This window comes from Enterococcus malodoratus (assembly GCF_027659535.1).
Lineage (GTDB): Bacteria > Bacillota > Bacilli > Lactobacillales > Enterococcaceae > Enterococcus_A > Enterococcus_A malodoratus.
Genome location: NZ_JAQDPG010000001.1, coordinates 308,864 through 328,903 on the forward strand (window position 1 = coordinate 308,864; position 20,040 = coordinate 328,903).

The 20,040-nt window shown below is 38.0% G+C and carries 20 protein-coding genes and 1 tRNA gene; 19 read left to right on the forward strand and 2 right to left on the reverse strand.

The features are described 5' to 3' along the window. The first annotated feature begins 302 nt into the window (after positions 1-302). From PGP85_RS01555 to PGP85_RS01590, 8 genes are all read left to right on the forward strand, one after another. On the forward strand, positions 303-386 hold the full coding sequence (locus PGP85_RS01555) for a putative holin-like toxin (RefSeq protein ID WP_219924597.1): 84 nt from the start codon (positions 303-305) through the stop codon (positions 384-386). 189 nt (positions 387-575) lie between these two features. Further along, on the forward strand, positions 576-758 hold the full coding sequence (locus PGP85_RS01560) for a hypothetical protein (protein ID WP_010743597.1): 183 nt from the start codon (positions 576-578) through the stop codon (positions 756-758). A gap of 330 nt (positions 759-1,088) precedes the next feature. Further along, the gene (locus PGP85_RS01565; RefSeq protein ID WP_270325649.1) at positions 1,089-1,313 is read left to right on the forward strand and encodes a hypothetical protein; all 225 of its coding nucleotides are present in this window, start codon (positions 1,089-1,091) and stop codon (positions 1,311-1,313) included. A gap of 25 nt (positions 1,314-1,338) precedes the next feature. Beyond that, positions 1,339-1,515, forward strand: coding sequence for a phBC6A51 family helix-turn-helix protein (locus PGP85_RS01570; RefSeq protein ID WP_270325650.1), 177 nt, complete (start codon positions 1,339-1,341; stop codon positions 1,513-1,515). Positions 1,516-1,556: 41 nt separating this feature from the next. Further along, complete coding sequence (locus PGP85_RS01575; protein ID WP_270325652.1) at positions 1,557-2,216, forward strand: hypothetical protein; 660 nt, start codon at positions 1,557-1,559, stop codon at positions 2,214-2,216. A 271-nt stretch (positions 2,217-2,487) separates the two neighbouring features. Beyond that, positions 2,488-2,561, forward strand: a tRNA-Ile gene (locus tag PGP85_RS01580). A 123-nt stretch (positions 2,562-2,684) separates the two neighbouring features. Beyond that, positions 2,685-3,659: a choloylglycine hydrolase gene (gene bsh, locus PGP85_RS01585; RefSeq protein WP_270325653.1), complete on the forward strand. Its 975-nt coding sequence runs from the start codon at positions 2,685-2,687 to the stop codon at positions 3,657-3,659. A gap of 800 nt (positions 3,660-4,459) precedes the next feature. Beyond that, on the forward strand, positions 4,460-5,035 hold the full coding sequence (locus PGP85_RS01590; RefSeq protein WP_333490232.1) for a GumC domain-containing protein: 576 nt from the start codon (positions 4,460-4,462) through the stop codon (positions 5,033-5,035). Positions 5,036-5,324: 289 nt separating this feature from the next. On the opposite strand, the gene PGP85_RS01595 is transcribed toward PGP85_RS01590, so the two are convergent. Further along, the gene (locus PGP85_RS01595) at positions 5,325-5,579 is read right to left on the reverse strand and encodes a hypothetical protein (RefSeq protein ID WP_010743567.1); all 255 of its coding nucleotides are present in this window, start codon (positions 5,577-5,579) and stop codon (positions 5,325-5,327) included. Between the two features lie 388 nt (positions 5,580-5,967). Here PGP85_RS01595 and PGP85_RS01600 point away from each other — a divergent pair, with 388 nt between their 5' ends. The 6 genes from PGP85_RS01600 (at position 5,968) to PGP85_RS01625 (ending at position 12,588) form a co-directional block, all read left to right on the forward strand. Then, entirely contained in the window at positions 5,968-6,879 is a 912-nt protein-coding gene (locus PGP85_RS01600) for a permease (protein ID WP_270325656.1), read from the forward strand. A 131-nt stretch (positions 6,880-7,010) separates the two neighbouring features. Continuing rightward, positions 7,011-7,847: a TIGR03943 family putative permease subunit gene (locus PGP85_RS01605; protein ID WP_090408551.1), complete on the forward strand. Its 837-nt coding sequence runs from the start codon at positions 7,011-7,013 to the stop codon at positions 7,845-7,847. Between the two features lie 176 nt (positions 7,848-8,023). Continuing rightward, on the forward strand, positions 8,024-8,704 hold the full coding sequence (locus PGP85_RS01610) for a response regulator transcription factor (protein WP_270325661.1): 681 nt from the start codon (positions 8,024-8,026) through the stop codon (positions 8,702-8,704). Beyond that, on the forward strand, positions 8,701-9,690 hold the full coding sequence (locus PGP85_RS01615; protein WP_251864978.1) for a sensor histidine kinase: 990 nt from the start codon (positions 8,701-8,703) through the stop codon (positions 9,688-9,690). The genes PGP85_RS01610 and PGP85_RS01615 overlap by 4 nt, the downstream gene beginning before the upstream one ends. A 144-nt stretch (positions 9,691-9,834) precedes the next feature. Further along, complete coding sequence (locus PGP85_RS01620) at positions 9,835-10,596, forward strand: ABC transporter ATP-binding protein (protein ID WP_270325663.1); 762 nt, start codon at positions 9,835-9,837, stop codon at positions 10,594-10,596. A gap of 3 nt (positions 10,597-10,599) precedes the next feature. After that, positions 10,600-12,588 (forward strand): ABC transporter permease, encoded by a 1,989-nt coding sequence (locus PGP85_RS01625; RefSeq protein WP_010742142.1) that lies wholly within the window; start codon positions 10,600-10,602, stop codon positions 12,586-12,588. 32 nt (positions 12,589-12,620) lie between these two features. Here the strand turns inward: PGP85_RS01625 and PGP85_RS01630 are convergent, their stop codons facing one another. Then, positions 12,621-13,781 (reverse strand): cation diffusion facilitator family transporter, encoded by a 1,161-nt coding sequence (locus PGP85_RS01630; protein WP_010742141.1) that lies wholly within the window; start codon positions 13,779-13,781, stop codon positions 12,621-12,623. 234 nt (positions 13,782-14,015) lie between these two features. On the opposite strand from PGP85_RS01630, the gene PGP85_RS01635 reads away from it, so the two are divergent. The 5 genes from PGP85_RS01635 to PGP85_RS01655 all read left to right on the forward strand — a co-directional run bounded on the left by PGP85_RS01635 (position 14,016) and on the right by PGP85_RS01655 (position 20,040). After that, on the forward strand, positions 14,016-14,357 hold the full coding sequence (locus tag PGP85_RS01635; protein WP_010742140.1) for a hypothetical protein: 342 nt from the start codon (positions 14,016-14,018) through the stop codon (positions 14,355-14,357). Between the two features lie 538 nt (positions 14,358-14,895). Beyond that, on the forward strand, positions 14,896-16,836 hold the full coding sequence (locus PGP85_RS01640; RefSeq protein WP_270325664.1) for a glucosaminidase domain-containing protein: 1,941 nt from the start codon (positions 14,896-14,898) through the stop codon (positions 16,834-16,836). A 242-nt stretch (positions 16,837-17,078) separates the two neighbouring features. Beyond that, positions 17,079-17,657 carry a TetR/AcrR family transcriptional regulator gene (locus tag PGP85_RS01645; protein ID WP_090408542.1) on the forward strand — a complete coding sequence of 193 codons (579 nt, stop codon included), beginning with the start codon at positions 17,079-17,081 and terminating at the stop codon, positions 17,655-17,657. Positions 17,658-17,799: 142 nt separating this feature from the next. Then, on the forward strand, positions 17,800-19,140 hold the full coding sequence (locus PGP85_RS01650) for an aldehyde dehydrogenase family protein (RefSeq protein WP_270325669.1): 1,341 nt from the start codon (positions 17,800-17,802) through the stop codon (positions 19,138-19,140). Between the two features lie 9 nt (positions 19,141-19,149). Continuing rightward, the gene (locus tag PGP85_RS01655; protein WP_270326118.1) at positions 19,150-20,040 is read left to right on the forward strand and encodes a phosphate acyltransferase; all 891 of its coding nucleotides are present in this window, start codon (positions 19,150-19,152) and stop codon (positions 20,038-20,040) included.

A 20,040-nucleotide genomic window follows, 5' to 3' on the forward strand; every position in this document is an offset into this window, starting at 1 on the left:
ATTTAACGTAGAGAAGTTAAGATGAGTAGCTCCATTTTTATGACTCTGCGCAAGTTAAAAAAAAATGATATACCTTGAGAATGATTTTTTAAACAATTTAAAAAAAGATCTTACTCATCTTAACAACTCTACAGGGCGTGCATACAGCACGTTATTTTTTGCTGTTAAATTAAAACATACTAGCATGATTATTAGTCTTTTTGTATAATATTTGCGTAGAAAAGTGAAAAGATGGTGGCTAATCTCTTGAATAAAGGGGTGATGCCTATGGTTCATAGCTTTATCCCTAGAAGGGAGTAGGCATGTCTGTTTATCAAGCATTGTCACTGATGATCGCATTTGCGACGTTAGTGTTGCTGATTACAGATCACAAGAACAAAAAATAACCATCTAACACTTTGGCGAGGATAGATGGTTTAACAAAAAAAACTATTCATTTAAGCCACCGTCTTTTTAACGGTTCTACATGGGGCGTGTTACCAGCACGTCCTTTTTCTATGTCTATTATAGCATGGGAAAATAGAAAATCAATTGAGATCGCTTCGGCGGTCTTTTTATTTTGAGGAGGAATGAGAATGCTACAAGAAGCTATTATCAAGGGTGAAACAGCATATTTGAAAAACTTGACTCGAAGAAAAGATGTCTCAGTTGAAGAAATCGTTGAGGCTAAAGAATCATTGAACAATAAAGTTAGGGGAATGAAATTAGATCGTGCAGTTGAAATGATTGCCGACCCAGAAGGAACGTACAGAATCTAGCAGTCTCCTCGTGAGGCTGTTTTATTTTGCTCACAAAAATAGACCACTACCGGGTAATAGTGGTCAGGAATTAAATGAAAAAGATGTTAAAGGGTTGTTAGACAAGTATAACATCATAGCGTTTACATAGCAATACAAAAAAGAGCCACTGTTTCCGCAGCAGCCCTTTAGTGTAACAAGTAACTATAAATATATCATCCTTGGCCATGTATTTCAACACACAAAAATAGACCGCTGTTTCCGCAGCGATCTATCTGTGAAACGTAAACAATTTATACATAAAGCATACAATAATAACGCTTACATTGCAACGCAGAAAGGGATAGAGCAATGAAAATTTACTGGTACGTGTCATTAAACAATAAATACCCGCTGCCAATGAAAGGACAGCATAAACGTGTAGTGATGTCTGTTCAAATGAAGGCAAAGTATTCGATTGTAGAAATGATCAGAGAGGCAACGCCAGTAGAGATTGATTATTGCAAGCTAGTCTATTGTGAGAACGGATATTGGAAAGATGAGCATATCCAAAAAAATATCAAGAAATACGTTTAGTTTGTTTTAGTTTGGAGGTGATTTTATGAAACTTACTAATAGGCATAATAAGGCTATAGAATTGCTGTTCGAAGGCTCTTTAAAGCGGATTGAAATCGCTGAAGAACTAAAGATAAGCGAACAGACACTTTACAATTGGTTAAAAGACGAAGATTTCACTCATGCTTATGATGAATATGTAAAAACTATCATACAGGCGTAGCACTAGATAATCAAAACTGGATTGAATGCACTGGTTGGAAAATGACTACGATCATTGCTAATCACGATCAACGATGGGTGATGGCCGGATGTCCTTATTTTTATGCGTACCGTTTAAAAACTGGAGCATCTAGCTCAACATCGTCGAATACAGCGACAACAACACCTGCAACTGGAAATAAAAACGGTATCGCGATTGACAACGTGTCGAAAGATCAAGCGGTTAAAATGGTGCAACGCATTCAAACACGATATGCATGGACTTTATTGCGCGATCAAGTAAAACGAGTGTTGCAGCCGAATAAAGTATATACACTAATTATTGCATGTGATAGCAAATGGAAATATGAACATGCCATCAACCGCTTGAAACAAGAGCTAAAGACATATTTACCTGGTTACATTCAAGATAATATCGCTGTTCCTGATGGTGACAAGCCAATCATTCATATTGAAGCTCGCAATTTGACGGATGCGCAAAGCAAAAAGATGGAAGATCATATGCGCAACTTCCTGAAAGATGTATTGTTGGATAAACAAACGTATGCAGAAGCTAATAGTTATGGTACTTGGGATGTGCGCGTAAGAGGTGAAGGCTTTAACGATCATGACGCGCCAATTGTGTTGAAGGAGATTCAAGAAATGGGTAAAGCAAATGACGTGAAGATTGACCCGAGCCATATTAAAGGATTCAAGTATTAAAAAATATTGACCCCGATGGAGTGTGTATGATAGTTTTATAGTATCGAAGGTAGCACCTCGATATACCGTAATGACTGACCGATACTAGCTTCTCGGTCAGTCTTTTCATTTTTGAAGCTAAATAGTTGCTCTAAAACTAGTATACGAATACTATCTAAATAGGGATTCCTGATACAGTATCATTGATAGTAATTTAAGAGACTGTGGGGAAGTTCAGGAATCCCTAGTTTATATTCTAACGCTTTGTATGCGTTTGCACAAATAATTCCTTGTACCTTTAGCTCAGTTGGTCAGAGCAGACGGGTCATAACCGTCCGGTCGTAGGTTCGAGTCCTATGGGGTACATAATATTGTCAATTTATAAAAAACGAAAACGTTTTTTTGTATGCGATGTGCTTTTCTTTTGATATACGAAATTATTAGGAGTAATATGGGGTTAAATGAACTATTATTTAGGGGGAATAACTTATGTGTACGTCCATCACTTATGTTACAAATGATCATTATTTTGGAAGGAATTTTGATTATGAAATATCTTACAATGAAGTAGTCACTGTTACTCCAAGAAATTATAAATTAGTTTTTCGAAAGGTAAATAATTTGGATAAGCATTATGCAATGATTGGTATTGCCGCAGGTATAAGTGACTATCCTCTTTATTATGATGGTACCAATGAAAAGGGTTTGAGTATGGCTGGATTAAATTTTTCTGGGTATGCTGATTATAAAGAAATACAAGAAGGAAAAGATAATGTATCTCCTTTTGAATTTATTCCTTGGATTTTAGGACAATGTGCAACAGTAGATGAAGCTAAAGATTTATTAATGAATATCAATTTAGCAAACATCAATTATAGTGAAGAACTTCCACTATCTCCTTTACACTGGCTATTAGCTGATAAAGAAAAGTCTATTGTGATAGAAAGTATGAAAGATGGGCTTCATATATATGATAATCCTGTAGGAGTCCTTACAAATAACCCTTCATTTGATTATCAATTATTTAATTTAAACAATTATCGTGTATTGTCGAGTGAAACACCTAATAATAATTTTTCAGATCAAATTAGTTTGAACGCTTATAGTCGTGGGATGGGAGGAATAGGTTTGCCTGGAGATTTATCTTCTGTTTCTCGTTTTGTTAAAGCGACATTTACTAAACTAAACTCATTATCAGGAGATTCAGAATCAGAAAGTATTAGCCAGTTTTTCCATATCTTAGGTTCAGTAGAACAACAAAAAGGTTTATGTGATGTTGGTGACGGAAAATACGAATATACTATTTATTCTTCTTGTTGTAATGTAGATAAAGGAATTTATTATTATCGTACGTATGAAGATAGTCAAATCACAGCCATAGATATGAATAAAGAAGATTTAAATGGTGAGGAATTAATTAAATATCCGATAATGAAAAAACAACAAATAAAATATGCTAATTAATTATTTGGGTATTTTTATTAAAAAGCCGAGAATACTTGTGACTTCAGTCTTGAGAGGTTCAATAAAATGTACTATTAACTAATTAATTGTAAAAGCTGATGAATCATTTCCTCAATATTTTTACACCCTTAAACAACGGAGCTCCTCTGGGAGCTTCTTTTTTACACTATGATTTTCCCGCGATTAACACGGTAGCTATATATTGCGATCTTTCGATTATTCCAGCAGAATTTCTGCTTATTCTTATGAAGAAGCAAAATAGAGAATAAGGTTTTAATGCTCATTGGAGCCTTTCTGTTCTGGCGAAAAAATATTAGGTTTCCTTCGTCATCAGGCTTAGCAGTAGTCAGTGGAATAAGGGTACTGCCCATTTGTGTATATATTTCCTTTGTATTCCTCATGAAAAGGATTCGCAGTTAATCGTTGCAGTAATTCGTCTGCTTTCATTTCATACCTTCTTCCGTTGGAATCTACTTGATTCAAATTCTAGAATGATACTTGTCTTGCCGACAACTGAATATCTTCTTACAATATCAGTTCCTGATTTTTAAACACGATTTAATTATAGTATGCAGGCTTATATTGAAATTTAATTATAAATAAACAATGTTATTGAGAAACAATAGATAAAACGTTAATATATAAAAGTTGCAATGTCGCTTTTATATATGAAAGGAGAAAATTGAATAATGAAAAGGAAAAAATATGTAGTCGTAACACTCATCATTGTAATAGCTTTTATTGGTTTAGCCGGTAAAAATTATGCAGACAGTATTTAAAACTGGGGTGGGGAACAGAATATTTCTACCATCAATGATAACTTAGATAAGTTGAATGATTCATTATCAGATAAAGAACAGAAAATCATACAATTATCCAATAAATCAGCAAGTACAGAGGGCCAATTAACTCAATTTCAAAAAGATATTGATAGTTACAAGCAACAGTTAGAAGCTTTGAAAAATGAAAAAAATCAATTAGCTGGAGAAAAAACTAGTTTAGAATCTCAATTAAATAGTAAAAATGGAGAACTTCAATCTAAACAGCAAGAAATCGCAGATAAATTAAAGGAAATTGAGCAGAAAAACCAAGAGATCAATCAGAAAAACCAAGAATTTAATACTAAATTGCAGGATGCACAAAATAAAGCTAATGATTTACAAAATACCATTAATTCACTAAATAACCAGATTAACACTTTAAACAGTGAAAAAAATTCTTTGCAAGCAGAACTGGATTCTACTAAACAACAATTAGCAAGTGCAAACAAAGAAAATTCTAATTTAAAAGCTTATATTGATAAATTAAACAAGGCTAAACAAGATGTAAAAGATACAGCTAACAAGTCTCAACAAATAGTTGATCAACATCAATAAAAGAGAAAAGATTTCTAGCCCACGATAAGTTATTTTTCCATTGCACATGAAACCGTTTCATTGTATACTATTCATATCCTAAAAACATTTTTTTCATTACTTCAGAACGCTCGAACGACCGGGCGTTCTATTTTTTTGAGTAAATCTATCTTGTCAAATGTAACCGCTCGCTGTATACTTTAGTCACCAACAACCCTAAAACACTTTTTCATAATCCTTGGAGCCCTGGACTAATCGGGAGCTCCTTTTTTTTATTGTTTTATGTTGGTAAATTAAAAAGCCCGAAAAATCAGGCTTTTACCATATCAAATTCCATCATAATTTTTGTTTTTCCGATCACAGCGTACTTTTTTACAATGAATTGTTTTCTCTTATTATAATCGCCAGCCACTACAACATTCATGCCATCTTCTACGTCAGCTAGAAAATTCAAAGAGTGACCAGCAATCAAGCAACTAACATCATCTAACTTAAAGAAGACAAGGGGACATTCCGACATCTTTAAAATTTTAATTTTGATAACTGTTCCTGTTATTGACTGCATGCGATCACTCCATTCTAAATTGATAAACTTATTATACGAATGTACGTTCGTATTTTCGAGCGAACAAAAGATTAAGAATGAAAGGGGCAGAAAAGGGGCAAAAAATCCTAACTAGTTCGTTCTAGCTCGTTTTTTTATCGTAATTTAATCGTTGTTAAACGTTGATTTCAAGCGTTTTTTGACCAGTTTGAACAAGCGGTAAAACAGCCATAATAAAAGACGCTGTAAAATAACAAATAAAAGCCCGCTCTTGATGAGCGGGCTTTTTTGCGTTTAGGGGAAAAAACTATAAAAAAAGTCTTAAAAAAAGTTTGTGAATCGAAATTTTCTTGTGTCTTTTGATAAAAAAGAGTATATCTTAAAACAGTGCAAAATTGGAGGGAATCCTATGTTTAATTTTCTACCACATTCGGTATTGCAAATGAGTACAATTTTTTTATCGATTGTCATTGAAGCGATTCCGTTCGTTCTATTAGGCTGTATCATTTCTGGTGCATTGCAAGTTTTTTTGACACCAGAGCGTGTGCAAAAAATATTGCCTAAAAATAAATTTTTAGCTATTTTAGTAGGTTCTTTTATAGGATTCTTTTTTCCTTCCTGTGAATGCGGTATTATTCCGATTGTCACTCAATTCATGCGGAAAGGGGTACCGGAGCATACAGCGTTTGCTTTTATGGTAACGGCACCGATTATTAATCCGATCGTATTATTCTCTACATATATCGCTTTTGGCAACAGTATGAAGTTCGCTTTATTGAGAGCAGTAGGAAGCTTTATCGTAGCTTTGCTGATCGGTTCATGGATCGCCTATTTCAATCGAACACCGATTTTAAAGGCAGAGCTGCACGAGCATGATCATGGGGAGCATCAGCACCATCATCACGAAACAGCTGAAAAGGAATCCTTTGGTCAGAAGGTTTGGTCCGTCTTGGTTCATAGCATTGATGAATTCTTTGACACAGGTCGTTATTTGATTATTGGAGCGTTGATTGCGAGCGGGATGCAAGTCTTTTTACCGACACAATTTATGCTGCAGCTGACCTCTTCGAAAATCATCGGTATTTTAGTCATGTTAGTCTTGGCTTTCACGATGTCACTTTGTTCAGAAGCAGATGCTTTTGTCGGCTCGTCGTTATTGAGTCTGTTTGGTACCAATGCGATTGTGGCATTTTTAGTGTTTGGCCCTATGGTCGACATCAAAAACCTGATGATGATGAAACGCAGTTTTCATGGGAAATTTATTTTACAGCTGATCGCTTTGATCAGTGTGATCGTCACAGTCTACGCATTAGTGATATAAATTGAAATCCAAATCGAATTTATTTTTTTTTTTCAGAAAAATAATTACCAAAAATGGACTAAGGGAGCCAATTCAATCTTTCGCAGTTGTAACAAAAGAAGAGTAAGAAGAACCACAAAGGAGAGAACCTCATGATACGTTTTCTGATTTTATCTGGTTATTTCGAATTAATGATGTATCTGCAAGTTTCTGGCAGATTGGATCAATATATCAATGTACATTATCGTTATCTGGTTTTTCTGACAATGGGCTTGTCGCTGTTGTTGGCCTTGGTTCAATTGCGGATTTGGGCAGCGGGGGAGAAGCACGAGGGACATGTTCACCACGACGGACATGATCATGGTATGTCGAAGCCGTATCAACGCGGGATCGTCTATCTGCTGCTGATCTTACCTTTGGTTGTCGGGATGCTATTTCCAACGATCAGTTTAGATACGACCATTGTTGAGGCGAAGGGCTTTAGTTTCCCCATTAGTAAAGAATCGGTGGGCGACCCAGAGATGAATACCCAGTATTTAAAGCCCGATACTAGTATTTACTACAATAAAAACGATTATAACGATCAAATGTCGAAGCTTATGAAAAAATATGAGACGGATCAAAAGCTAGAGATTACGAACGATAATTATTTGGAAGTAATGGAATTGATCTATAATTATCCGAACTCTTTTGTCGGCAAGAATATTTCTTTCAACGGTTTCGTTTATGAAGCGAATAAGAACAATCAAAAATATGATTTTCTATTCCGCTTTGGGATCATTCATTGTGTTGCTGATTCGGGTGTATTTGGCTTAATGACTAAGCTGCCGGAAAATCTAGCGGTGAAAAATAATCAATGGCTGCATGTCGAAGGGACGATCACGCTGGACTTCTTTGAACCGTTCCATCGTCAGATTCCTTCCGTAGCGGTGGCTAAGGCGCAGCCTGTCAGTGCACCGAAAAATCAATATGTCTATCGCGCTTTCTAATACGAGAAGCCTTCTGCTAAGCAGAGGGCTTTTTTTTCACATTTACACCAGTCTACGTGTCGATAAATAAGGTATTTCAGTTTATTTTTTAAGAAAATGTCCGCGCAATTCTTAGATAGCCGCCGAAATTCTAAAAATTTCTAGTATAATAAGAAGAAAAAGTAGAAGGAACTATAATGACGAATAAAATTTTTCTAGTAGAAGATGACACGACGATTGTTTCCGTAATTCAACAACATTTGAATCAGTGGGGAATGAACTGCTATGTAGCGAAAGATTTTCAGCAGGTGTTTGCTGAGTATCAAGCGGTGCAGCCGGATCTGGTAATTTTGGATATTTCCCTGCCATTTTTCAACGGCTTCTATTGGTGCCAAGAGATTCGCAAGGTCTCTGAAGTTCCGATTATTTTTCTCTCCTCGGCAAAGGATCAAATGAATCAAGTAATGGCCTTAAACATGGGTGCCGATGAATTTATTGAGAAACCATTTGGACTGACGGTTTTATTAGCAAAAATTCAAGCGATGCTGCGGCGCAGTTATCAATACGGACAGCAATTAAGCTACGACTTCGGTGAATATCAGTTTGTGCCGGCGATCAATCAAATCCAATCGGCGAATGATCATTTGCCGCTGACACCGAATGAATCCCGAATCTTAAGCGTACTATTTGCGACGCAAGGCCAAATCGTTCCGCGGGAGCAAATTATTGAGACCTTATGGCAAAGCGATGATTTCATTGATAACAATACCTTGGCGGTTAATTTGACGCGTTTACGCAAAAAACTGAAGGACTTCGGTATCGACAGTTTGATCCAAACGGTCAAAAACAAAGGCTATTTAATTGAGGAGAAGCGATGAGACGGCTTAAATATTTCCTTTATGAACGTCGGATTATTTACGGTATGTATCTGGTATTCTGGTTCTTGATTTTCTTGACGTTCTATCTCTATGAATTTCCTTTTGCGCCTTTTTGGGATGGCTGGCTATTCACGATGTTCATGCTGCTCGTGTATTCGCTGGTTTCTTTTTACCGCTATTGCCAGAAACAGAAGCAATTGGAATTGTTGGCGACAGAAGATCTGCAATTAAGCAGTCTGATTTTTTTACCTAAAGCTGAAACCTTGAGTGAAAAGACGTATCAAGAAGTATTGCGTTTAGTTTTAGAAACAAAAAATCGGCAGCAAGAAGATTTGCAGCAAAAGCAGCGAGATATGCTGGACGATTTTGGACTATGGCTCCATCAAATCAAAACACCGGTAGCTGCTTTAGACTTATTGATTCAATCAGGACAGCTTGATCCGCGAACGATGAAGAATGAACTATTCAAAATCAATGAATACCTGCAAATGATTCTAAATTATATGCGTCAAAATCTTAATCAGGCAGATTTAGTTTTTCAACAATTATCGATTGAAAAAATCATCAAAATGGTTGTAAAAAAATACGCGACTTTTTTCTCGCAAAAAAATCTAAGTTTACAGCTGGAAAATCTTGATGGAACGGTCTATTCGGATCAGAAATGGCTGATTTTCATTTTGGAGCAAATCATTTTTAATGCAATCAAATATACGGAAGATGGCACAATCAGCATTTCTTTTGTTGAAAATTGTTTGACGATTCAAGATACGGGGATGGGGATACGAGCGGAGGATCTGCCGCGCGTTTTTGAAAAGGGCTATACTGGAATGAATGGACGTGAACAGCAAAGAGCCAGCGGCCTGGGCCTCTATCTTAGTCAACAAGCCGCGAGTAAATTAGGGTGTCAGTTATATATTGAATCTCGAGTCAATGAAGGAACTACGGTTACAATCGTTTTTCCTGAAGAAATCTCAGCTTTTGAATAAATCCAAACTTTCATAATTGTAAGTTTGGATTTATTTTCGTAAGTAGTCTTTTTACAGGCAGGATTCTATGATGAAGTAGAAGGGTTGATCAGTATCAATAGGTTGGCCGAATACTTATTTCAAAACGAACTAGGAGGAATCACAATGAATGAACTATTAAAAGTTGAGGGAATAAAAAAGGTCTATCAGACCCAGTTCAAGGGTATGCCTGTAGAAGCTTTGCGAAACATTGATTTATCCGTTGAAAAGGGTGATTACGTCGCGATTATGGGAGAATCGGGTTCTGGAAAGAGTACTCTGTTGAATCTGATCGCTACATTAGATAAACCATCTTCCGGTACAATTTTATTAGACGGGATGGATCTGAATACGATCAAGGAAAAGAACGCGGCTGCTTTCCGCCGAGACCATTTAGGCTTTGTCTTCCAAGATTTCAACTTATTGGATACTTTTTCGGTTAAGGACAATATTCTGCTGCCATTGGTATTGTCTCGAACACCCGTCAAAGAATTGATGAGCGAACTTAAACCAGTGGTGAAGGCTTTAGGGATCGAGAAATTATTGGAGAAATATCCGTATGAACTATCGGGAGGGCAAAAACAGCGGGTAGCCGTAGCAAGAGCAATCATCACCAATCCGGAATTATTATTGGCAGATGAGCCTACAGGTGCTTTAGATTCAAAAACATCGGAACAGCTCCTGCAAATTTTTCAACGATTGAATGATAATGGACAAACGATTTTAATGGTTACGCATAGTTCAATCGCCGCCAGCCATGCCAAACGGGTCATGTTCATCAAGGATGGACAGGTTTATCATCAGTTATATCGCGGAAATAAGGATAACCATGAGTTTCTCGAAACGATTAACGAAACATTGACAGCCTTGCTATCAAAGGAGGCGTAGCAGATGTTTTACGGAAAATTAGCTTTTACCAATTTAAGAAAAAATCATCGCGGCTATCTGCCTTTTCTAATATCGATGCTGTTTCTCGTAGCAATCAATACGATGACACAGGTTATAGTCAATAATGAAGGGATGCAAAATCTACCCAATAGTGCCTCCGCACGGGCGATGTTCGGTCTAGGGCATATTATTATCATGATTTTCACCGTGATCTTTTCGTTTTATACGAACAGCTTTTTGTTAAAGCAGCGCAAAAAAGAATTGGGCTTATACAATATTCTTGGTTTAGGCAAGCGCGAACTCTATCAATTAATGATTTGGGAAACTTTGCTTAGCTTTTTGATCGTGATTAGTTCCGGCTTGATTACCGGCCTCGTTTTATCAAAATTGGCCTTTTTAGTATTGCAACGCTTGATCAGTGTTGGAAACGATTTTGTCTTTCAGCTGTCGCTTTCCAGTCTGGGATTTGTGACACTGCTATTCGTAGGAATTTTTTTCCTACTATTATTAATCAATTGCTGGCAAATCAAACGAACGAATCCTATCACACTCTTGCATGGAAGTAAAAAAGGGGAGCAGGAACCAAAAGCTCGATGGATCATCGCTATTTTAGGCCTCATTTTTTTGGGAAGCGGCTATGTAATTGCCGTGACGATCGACTCTCCGCTGAACGCGTTGTCGCTATTCTTCATTGCGATTGTTCTGGTAATTCTTGGCACCTATTGTTTGTTCATCGCGGGAAGTATCGCTTTGTTAAAACTCTTAAAACGGAATAAACGCTTCTATTATCAAACGAACCATTTCATCTCAGTATCTAGTATGATGTATCGCATGAAACAAAATGCGGCGGGGTTGGCCAGCATTTGTATTCTCTCAACCATGGTATTGGTGACGGTAGCGACCACAGCAAGTCTTTATTTTGGACAAAAGGATGTTGAGCGCACGCGCTATCCACGTGACGTAATGATCTCAACGAAACAACATCCCGACCAAGTGAAAGAAGTCATTGATGCAGTAAGCGCTGAAAAACAAGCACCGCTCTCTGAGCAAGTTTATTTAACCTCAACTCAAAGTATTCTTTTTGATCCTGAAAATGACATTTATCAGATTGCTGATGCAGATACTTACTATAACTCGAGATCCACAACGATCACCCTGATGAATTTTATAACGGCACAGGAGTATCAAAAACATACGAATGAAACAGTAAGTTTGAAAGACGATGAAATTTATTTTTATCCTGTCAGTGGTGATCTAAAAGCGAACCAGTTGAAATTCGCAGATCAGGCATTTAAGATAAAAAAACGAATCACTAAGTTTCCTGGAATCAATCAGCAGGTAGGTTTGACCGATTCCTTTTTAATTGTTATGCCGAATCAAGAAGTTCTTGATCAGTCTCTCGCGAAATGGTTTCCTAAAAAAGCAGACGCTTCAAAGAAACTTCCAGAATATAACTTTATGTTTAACGCGGATTTGAAGAATAAAGAAAAGAATTTAGATTTTGTTCAAACGTTAAGAGAACGAATCTTCCAACAAGCGGGTGAGGGACAATTTACGTTTGATGATAAATACTCTTTTGTTTCCGAAAATAAAGTATTTACCGGCGGATTCTTTTTCTTAGGAATCATTTTCGGAGCTACGTTTATTTTGGCAACCGCCTTGATCATTTATTACAAACAAATCTCTGAAGGAATGGATGACCGGGAACGGTTTGAGATTTTGCAAAAGGTAGGGATGAGTCATCGCGAGATCAAGAAGGTGATCAGCAGTCAGGTTCTGATGGTTTTCTCATTCCCATTAGTTATCGCTGTGATCCATTTAGCCTTTGCCTTCCCGCTGATTCGAAAACTGCTCATTTTATTCGGATTAGTGAACTGGCAGCTGTTCTTGCTTATTTGCGGCATTGTGACGATCGTCTTTGCGATTCTCTATTTCATCGTCTATCGTTTAACTGCTCGCAGCTACTACCAATTAGTTGAACGGAAAGCCTGAAAAAGCCTTGGTCGCGAGACCAAGGCTTTTTCTTATAGCAAATAGGTTCGATCAAAAGTAATCACTAGTTTAGCCAGTTCGCTTTGACTGATAAAGTGTTGACTGATCTGATCGTGCAACTGTGTATTTTTAACCTTTTTCAGCTGTTCGGGCACAACTAAATCAAAATAAATCGTTTCTGGTGTCGTCGTTTTATCCACGCGCAGATCATGGAACCGCAGCTGCGGATGAATGTCTTTTAACGTCTTCTTCAACTCCGGAGCGATCCGTTTAAAATCTGGATCATCAAGCGGATAGGGGTCTAAATGACAGACCAGATCGACGCCTAGACTTTCTTTGACCTCATACTCAATTGAGTCGATCACCTCGTGGGCATGTGGCAGACTCCAATCTTGATCCACCTCAATATGAACAGAGGCAAAGATACTGTTTGGTCCATAGCTATGAATCAGCAGATCATGGTAGCCGATAATATCTGGATAATGATCGAGATGTTTTCGAATCGCCAAGACTTCTGCTTCAGGGGGACGGACACCCATCAAATCGTTGATAAAGCCCAGAATCATTTTGATCCCCGAATAAATAATGTAAAGAGCAATCAAGAAACCGATGTATCCATCAATTCGCCAGCCGCTGAACCATTCAACGATTGCCGAAACCAAAACGGCGATCGTTGTATAAACATCATTAATACTGTCCTGCGCTGTTGCCTTCAAGGTATCAGAATTAATCTCGCGACTCAGTTTCTGATACATATGAGATTGCCAAAATTTCATTAATATAGAAAGGATCAACACAATATAGACGATCGGAGAAAGCAAGACGCTGCTTGGATGCATAATTTTGACAAAGGAACTGTCTAAAAAACGGACACCAACATAAGTGACTAAAATAGAAATGACGAAGCCGCTAATGTATTCGAAACGTTCGTGTCCATAGGGGTGATCTTCATCGGCGGGTTTACCCGCGATTTTGAACCCTGCAAGGGTTATTACCGACGAAGCAGTATCTGACAAGTTATTCATGGCATCTGCCATAATCGAGACACTGCCGGAAAGTGAGCCGATAAAAAATTTGGCAAGGAATAGAATGAGGTTTGAAATCAACCCCAGAATTCCTGCCAAAATTCCAACGCTGGTCCGCTTGTTTCCTTTCCAGCGTTCGGTAATCTTATTTATTAAAATAGTTAGCATAAAAATCATCCTTATCAATCAATTAGTACTAGTATAACTGAAATTTTATACAATAAGAAGTTAAATCCACTGACAAAGAATAAAACGGTAAACTTTAATTAATTAGGGTTTACTTTTAACTTTAGAAACCCAAACATATTTTTTAATAAAAAATTTGCGGATATCTCAGCCATTTAAAATGAAAACACTTTATAATAACTATATGTAGAGGGATTCAAAAATGGAGGTATCATTATGGAGAATCAAGTGGATATATCATTATGGGAGATTCAAACGAGCAATGTAGTTACAGCCTTAGAAGATTTTATTGAAGATTGGAAAGTCTCAAGAAATAGTGATCTCGAAGAATATTTGCGCAGCTATCCAGGATATTTCAAGAGTGATGAACCAACACGTGAAGCGATTCGTCTAGTGTTAGGTTATGCCAAGGAATTAATGGATGGAAAACGGGATACCGTGGGCTTCTATGAAAATAAAATCTGGCAGACGGAAAATGGCGAAAGTGTGCGAATGACCCATTTCCATGAACGATCAATTTCAAAATTGATGCAAAAAATTGTCAAAGAACAGGCGTAATATTGAGCAGATCTAAATGATCACCGTTTGGATGAGGTTCAATTTGATAAGATAACCGCTTTACTAAGAATTTTTTCGAAAGTTTTATAGTAGAGAAGCGGATGAGACGACGCTGTTTGCATTCGCTTATGATAAAAAAAATCTGGAAATATCAGTTTGTCGCTGATATTTCCAGATTTTTTTGCTTTTATGCGTATGTTTTATAAATAAAAGTATTCAATTAGGTTAATAAAAACCATTCACATTTTAAATATGCTATTAAATAATTGATTTCATACTAGAAGGAGGAAACTATAAAATGAAATTTGCTGAGTCTATTACTAATTTTTATGTCCCGATATCGTTGATTTGACAGCAGTTTAAAACGAAAATGCTGAGCGAAAAAGCAATTAATTTTATCGATTTCTGATAATCTTGAAGATTTTATGAACTATGGTCGACTCTTTTGATATGCTTTCGAATTAATGATATTATAGTAAGTAATTAAGGAAAATAATTATATATAGAAATATATTTAAATCGGAAATGAGGTATAGATGTGAAGTACAATAAAATTGTAAGTTTATTAGCGTTGGGAACGTTATTTGGTCCAACTCTTTTATCTTCACAACAAGTTTTTGCTGAAGAAAGCAGTACTGTTGCTAGCAACTCTGCTACGACTTCATCAAGCCAACAAACGACTGAAAGTTCAAGTACGGGAGGTACGGAAAGTTCAAAACCAGAGACTCCTGAACCAGTGAAACAATATAATCTATTAAAGGATAGAACACCTATTGCAAATAATATCCCTGTTAATTTGGGTAATGGCAACTCGATCAGATTCCGATACTCAGCAGAACAAGGCTTAATTGCTAATTCAGTAGTTCTTTACTCTGTTTCATTAGCTAAGGGCTTCGAGTTAAAGGAAGTTAAACTTGTCAATAATGCAACACAAGTCCCAATTTCAGCAAATGCTAACATTAATGGACAGTTTTCAATGCCGGATGCCGACGTTTCGGTTCAAGTTGAAGTGGCTCCAGTGAAAACGGAAGAGAAACCAACACCATCGACACCTAAACCTGAAGAAAAACCTAATGGAAATACTGGAACGAACAATTCTGGAAATCAAAACACGGGAAATACGAATACGAACCAACCCGCGAATAATTCAAACAATGCAGCGGCGCAACAGCCGGCCGACAATAATTCGGCGGCTCGTCAACCAGAAGCGGATGCTTCAGCAGCACCAGCCGATGTTCGTGTGCCTTCAAATCAAAATGCGCCTACCTTCAGTAATGAAGTTCAAACCGCGATCGTTCAGGAAGCTTACCGTCATCTTGGTAAACCATATGTATGGGGTGCTAAGGGACCAAACGCTTTTGACTGTTCTGGATTAGCATACGTGGTTTATGCGAATGCGACAGGCCATAATATCGGTGGTTGGACCGGAGACCAGCAATATGCAGGTACTCAAATTCCAGTCAGCGAAGCACAGCCTGGCGACTTATTATTCTGGGGAGCACCAACGAGTGTAACTACTCACGTTGCAATTTATATCGGCAACGGACAATATATTCATGCGCCGCAACCAGGTGATGTCGTGAAAATCGGCAGCATCAGTGATTTCGCGCCAACCTTTGCTGTTCGCGTGAATATTGCCGGTTTACCAAAAGCAACCGGTTCTTTATCGAATGCCTTTGGTGAATATAGTACGGATCAGCCATTTATTTTCAACAAAAATCAAACGACTGATCAATTTATCAAAAAAATCGGGGAAACTTCTCGTGAGATTGGACAAAAGAACGGCATTTATTCTTCAGTAATGATTGCCCAAGCTATTTTAGAAAGTGGTTCAGGAAATAGCTCGTTAGCCAGCGAACCAAATTACAATCTATTTGGAATCAAAGGTAAGTTCAAAGATCAAGGTGTGTCTTTCCAAACGTTAGAACAAGATAAAGAAGGCTCTAGTTATCAAATAACTTCTGAATTTAGAAAATATCCTTCATATAAAGAATCGTTGGAAGATTATGCGAAGCTGCTTAAAAAAGGAATTTCGGGCAACGCTGATTTCTACAAAGATACTTGGAAAGATCAAACGGAATCTTATAAAGATGCAACCGATCATTTACAGGGACGTTACGCCACTGATAAGCAATATGCTGAGAAATTGAATGCAATTATCAAAGCCTATGACTTAACGGAATTTGACCACGCGAAAGAAAAAACGACTGGACCAGAAATCAAAGCAACAAAAACAGCGTTTGATGCGAACGATCGAATCCAATCGAAGTTGATTGCAAGTCTTATCAACAGCCCGCGTATCCCGCAAGTTATGTCAACGAAGCAATTCGTCAATCTTTTCCGCGGAGAAAGCTTGATTGCATTAGCGGCAACAGCTTTGAATCCGAAGAAAGCTTCAACGGAAGCCTTGCCGACTGCTGCCTCAATTTACGTTACCTTGAGCAACGGATTATTGGCAGTCATTCCACCAATGAAATAAGACTATCTAACAATCAAATGCTGTCGAGTGATTTACTCGGCAGCATTTTTTTCTTTTAAAAAGGGAGAAATTGTGTGAAAATGTAATCGTATTCTTTTTTATCTAGTTGCTTTATGTAAGAGTGAAGTAAGAACTAATTTCACAAGTTAATAGATTTCGTGAAATTTATGAGGAAACTAAAAAATTTCAAAAATAAGTCAGAATCTATCTGATCTTGTTTTTTTATACTGGGAGAGATGACAATGAAACGGAAGCAAGACAGCTTATTAACGAAGCAGCGATTATTGGAAACCGCCTTTCAAAATTTCTATGAAGTAGGGTTTGAAAATACTTCTTTAGACAAAATATCAAAAGATGCAAATGTCAGCCGCGGAGCTGCTTACTGGCACTTCAAAAATAAATCGGAAATTTTTGGGGAAGTTGTTCGTATGACGATCGAAAAAATCAAAGACGAAAAAAGAGAAATCATGCTTTCCGAAAGTTTGGAATTTAAAGAAAAAGTCGTACAAATACTGATTGTACCGTCACATAATCAAATAGGATTCAAGTTCATGCAGCAGTCGTTGAAAACGTTAGAGGTTTATCCAGAATTTTCCGAGCTGTTGGAGAATTTTCGCGAAACCCGGGCTCGACTGTATAATTTCTTTCTAACGGGACTGAGAAATGAAGGATTAACTGAGAATGATGCGGCGGCTATTTCAAGTATGCTATACAATTATTTTGAAGGAATGTATGGATCTGGTACACCAGATGAGGTGACAAAAAATTACACACCGGAGGCCATCAAACGCAGTATTACGATTATTTTTAAGAACGCTTAAAAAAAAGAAGAACTTGTTTGCAGCAACATTTTGCGAACAAGTTCTTTTTTTCACTAAATTGACAGCGCTTACATAACTTGAGTATATTGAGGTTGTTAGAAACATACACTAGTGTATGTAAAAATGAAAGGAGCTTGAGAAAATGACAATTGAGGAAATGGTACAGCAGGCACGTGTCGCAATGGAGAAAATCAGCGGGTATGATCAGGCGCAAGTAGATGAGATGCTTTATGTAATTTCAAAGGCAGTTTTTGATCAAGCAGAACCATTGGCTGTATTGGCGATTGAAGAGACAAGATTGGGACGGTTGGATCATAAGATCGGTAAAAACCAAGGAATGGCGACCAATATTTTTGCTAGTTTGAAAAATAAACCATCTGTAGGTGTAATCAAAGAGATTCCTGAGGAAGGCTTGATTGAAATTGCGCATCCGCGCGGAGTGATCGGTTCAGTAACTCCGACGACTAATCCGACCATTACCCCATTAGGCAACGGCTTGATGGCACTAAAAGGGAAGAATGCCATGATCGTATCCCCTCATCCGCGTTCAAAAAAGACCACGAAGGAAACGATTGAACTGATGCGTGAAGCACTTGTCAGTGTTGGAGCACCAAGAGATTTGCTGCAGGTGATTGAAGAGCCGAGTATCGAATTGTCACAAGAGCTAATGAAATCTGTCGACTTGATCGTTGCTACCGGTGGTCCAGGCTTGGTGAAATCGGCTTATTCTAGCGGTCATCCAGCTTATGGCGTAGGACCAGGAAATGTTCAGGCGATTTTGGATCGTGATTTTGATGTCGAAGCTGCGGCTGAATTATCCGTTATCGGACGTTCATTTGATAATGGAATCGTTTGTGCTTGCCAACAAAGTTTGATCTATCCAATTGAGAAAGAAACCGAAGTACTTGAAGCTTTACGAGGAAAACAAGCAGCAGTCATTACTGATCAAGCTGAATTGGCTAAGTTGCGCGACACACTCTTTATTGATGGAAAAGCAAATCCAGCGATGATCGGACAAGATCCTAAAGTGATTGCGGATGAAGCAGGCGTAGAGATCCCTGCGGATAGCCAAATCATTGCGGTAAAAGTAGATGCAGTCGGCAAGGCTGAATTATTCTGCAAAGAAAAAATGGCACCTGTTTTAGCACTGAAAAGCTATGACTCTTTTGAAGAGGCAGTCGCTTTTGCAAGAGAAAACTTACTATTAGAAGGTTCAGGACATTCAGCTGGTCTGTTTAGTCATACTAAAGAGCATCAAGTATACGCCGGAAAAGTATTACCGGTCAGTCGTTTAGTGATCAATCAGCCAACAATCGATGCGGGAGGTTCACCGGCAAACGGATTGAATCCGACTGTTTCTCTTGGCTGCGGTTCTTGGGGAAACAATATCATTTCCGAGAATTTGACCTATACACACTTGATCAATATCTCGCGAATTGCGATGCCGATTCCGCCAAAACATGACGGCAATCCATGGGATTAGGTGAAAATGATGCAAAAATTTGATGAATTGCTGACAAATTTTTCCAGTGATGAAAAAATCCGAATCGGAGTCGTTTGCGCCAATGATGAAGTTACCATTCAAGCGGTCTTTAATGAAAAGGTCAGAGACTTTTTGGAGCCGATTTTGATTGGCGACAAGGAAAAAATAACGGGAATTCTAGCAAAATTCAATTTTTCTGCTCGAATTGTTGCCGCAGATACAGAAGAAGCGTGCGCTTCAATCGGTGTAGAGATGGTTCAGAAAAAGGAGATCGACTTTTTGATGAAGGGGCATATTCAAACTCGGACCTTCTTAAAAGCAGTGGTTGACCGTGAAAATGGAATCGCCAAAAGTGGGCTGTTGAGCCATGTGGCGTTAAATGAGATACCTGCTTACCACAAATTATTACTGACAACCGATGGCGGTATGGTGACCGCCCCAAGTAAGGCGGATAAGAAAATTCTGATTCAGCACGGTATCGAAGTAATGAATAAAATCGGAATCGCAAAGCCAAAGGTCGGGTTGTTAGCGGCGGCGGAAAAAGTCAATCCAAAAATTTCTTCTAGTGTAGAGGCAGAAGAAATTATGCAGGAAATCCAAGCTGAAGCACCAGATAGCTGCTGGATCGATGGTCCGATCTCATTGGATCTTTCATTAAGCAAAGAAGTCGCGGCAATCAAGCATTATGATAGTCCAGTTGCCGGAGACACCGATATCGTCGTAGGGCCAGACATCACGACAATGAATGTTTTAGGAAAAAGTTTAACAATTTTGGCCGGTGCGAAGATGGCCGGATTGATCATGGGGGCCAGCGTACCGATCGTTATGGTGTCTCGCGGGTCAACTGAAGAAGAAAAAGCATACTCGATTCTAGTCGCTATGTATTGCAGCAAGAGGTGA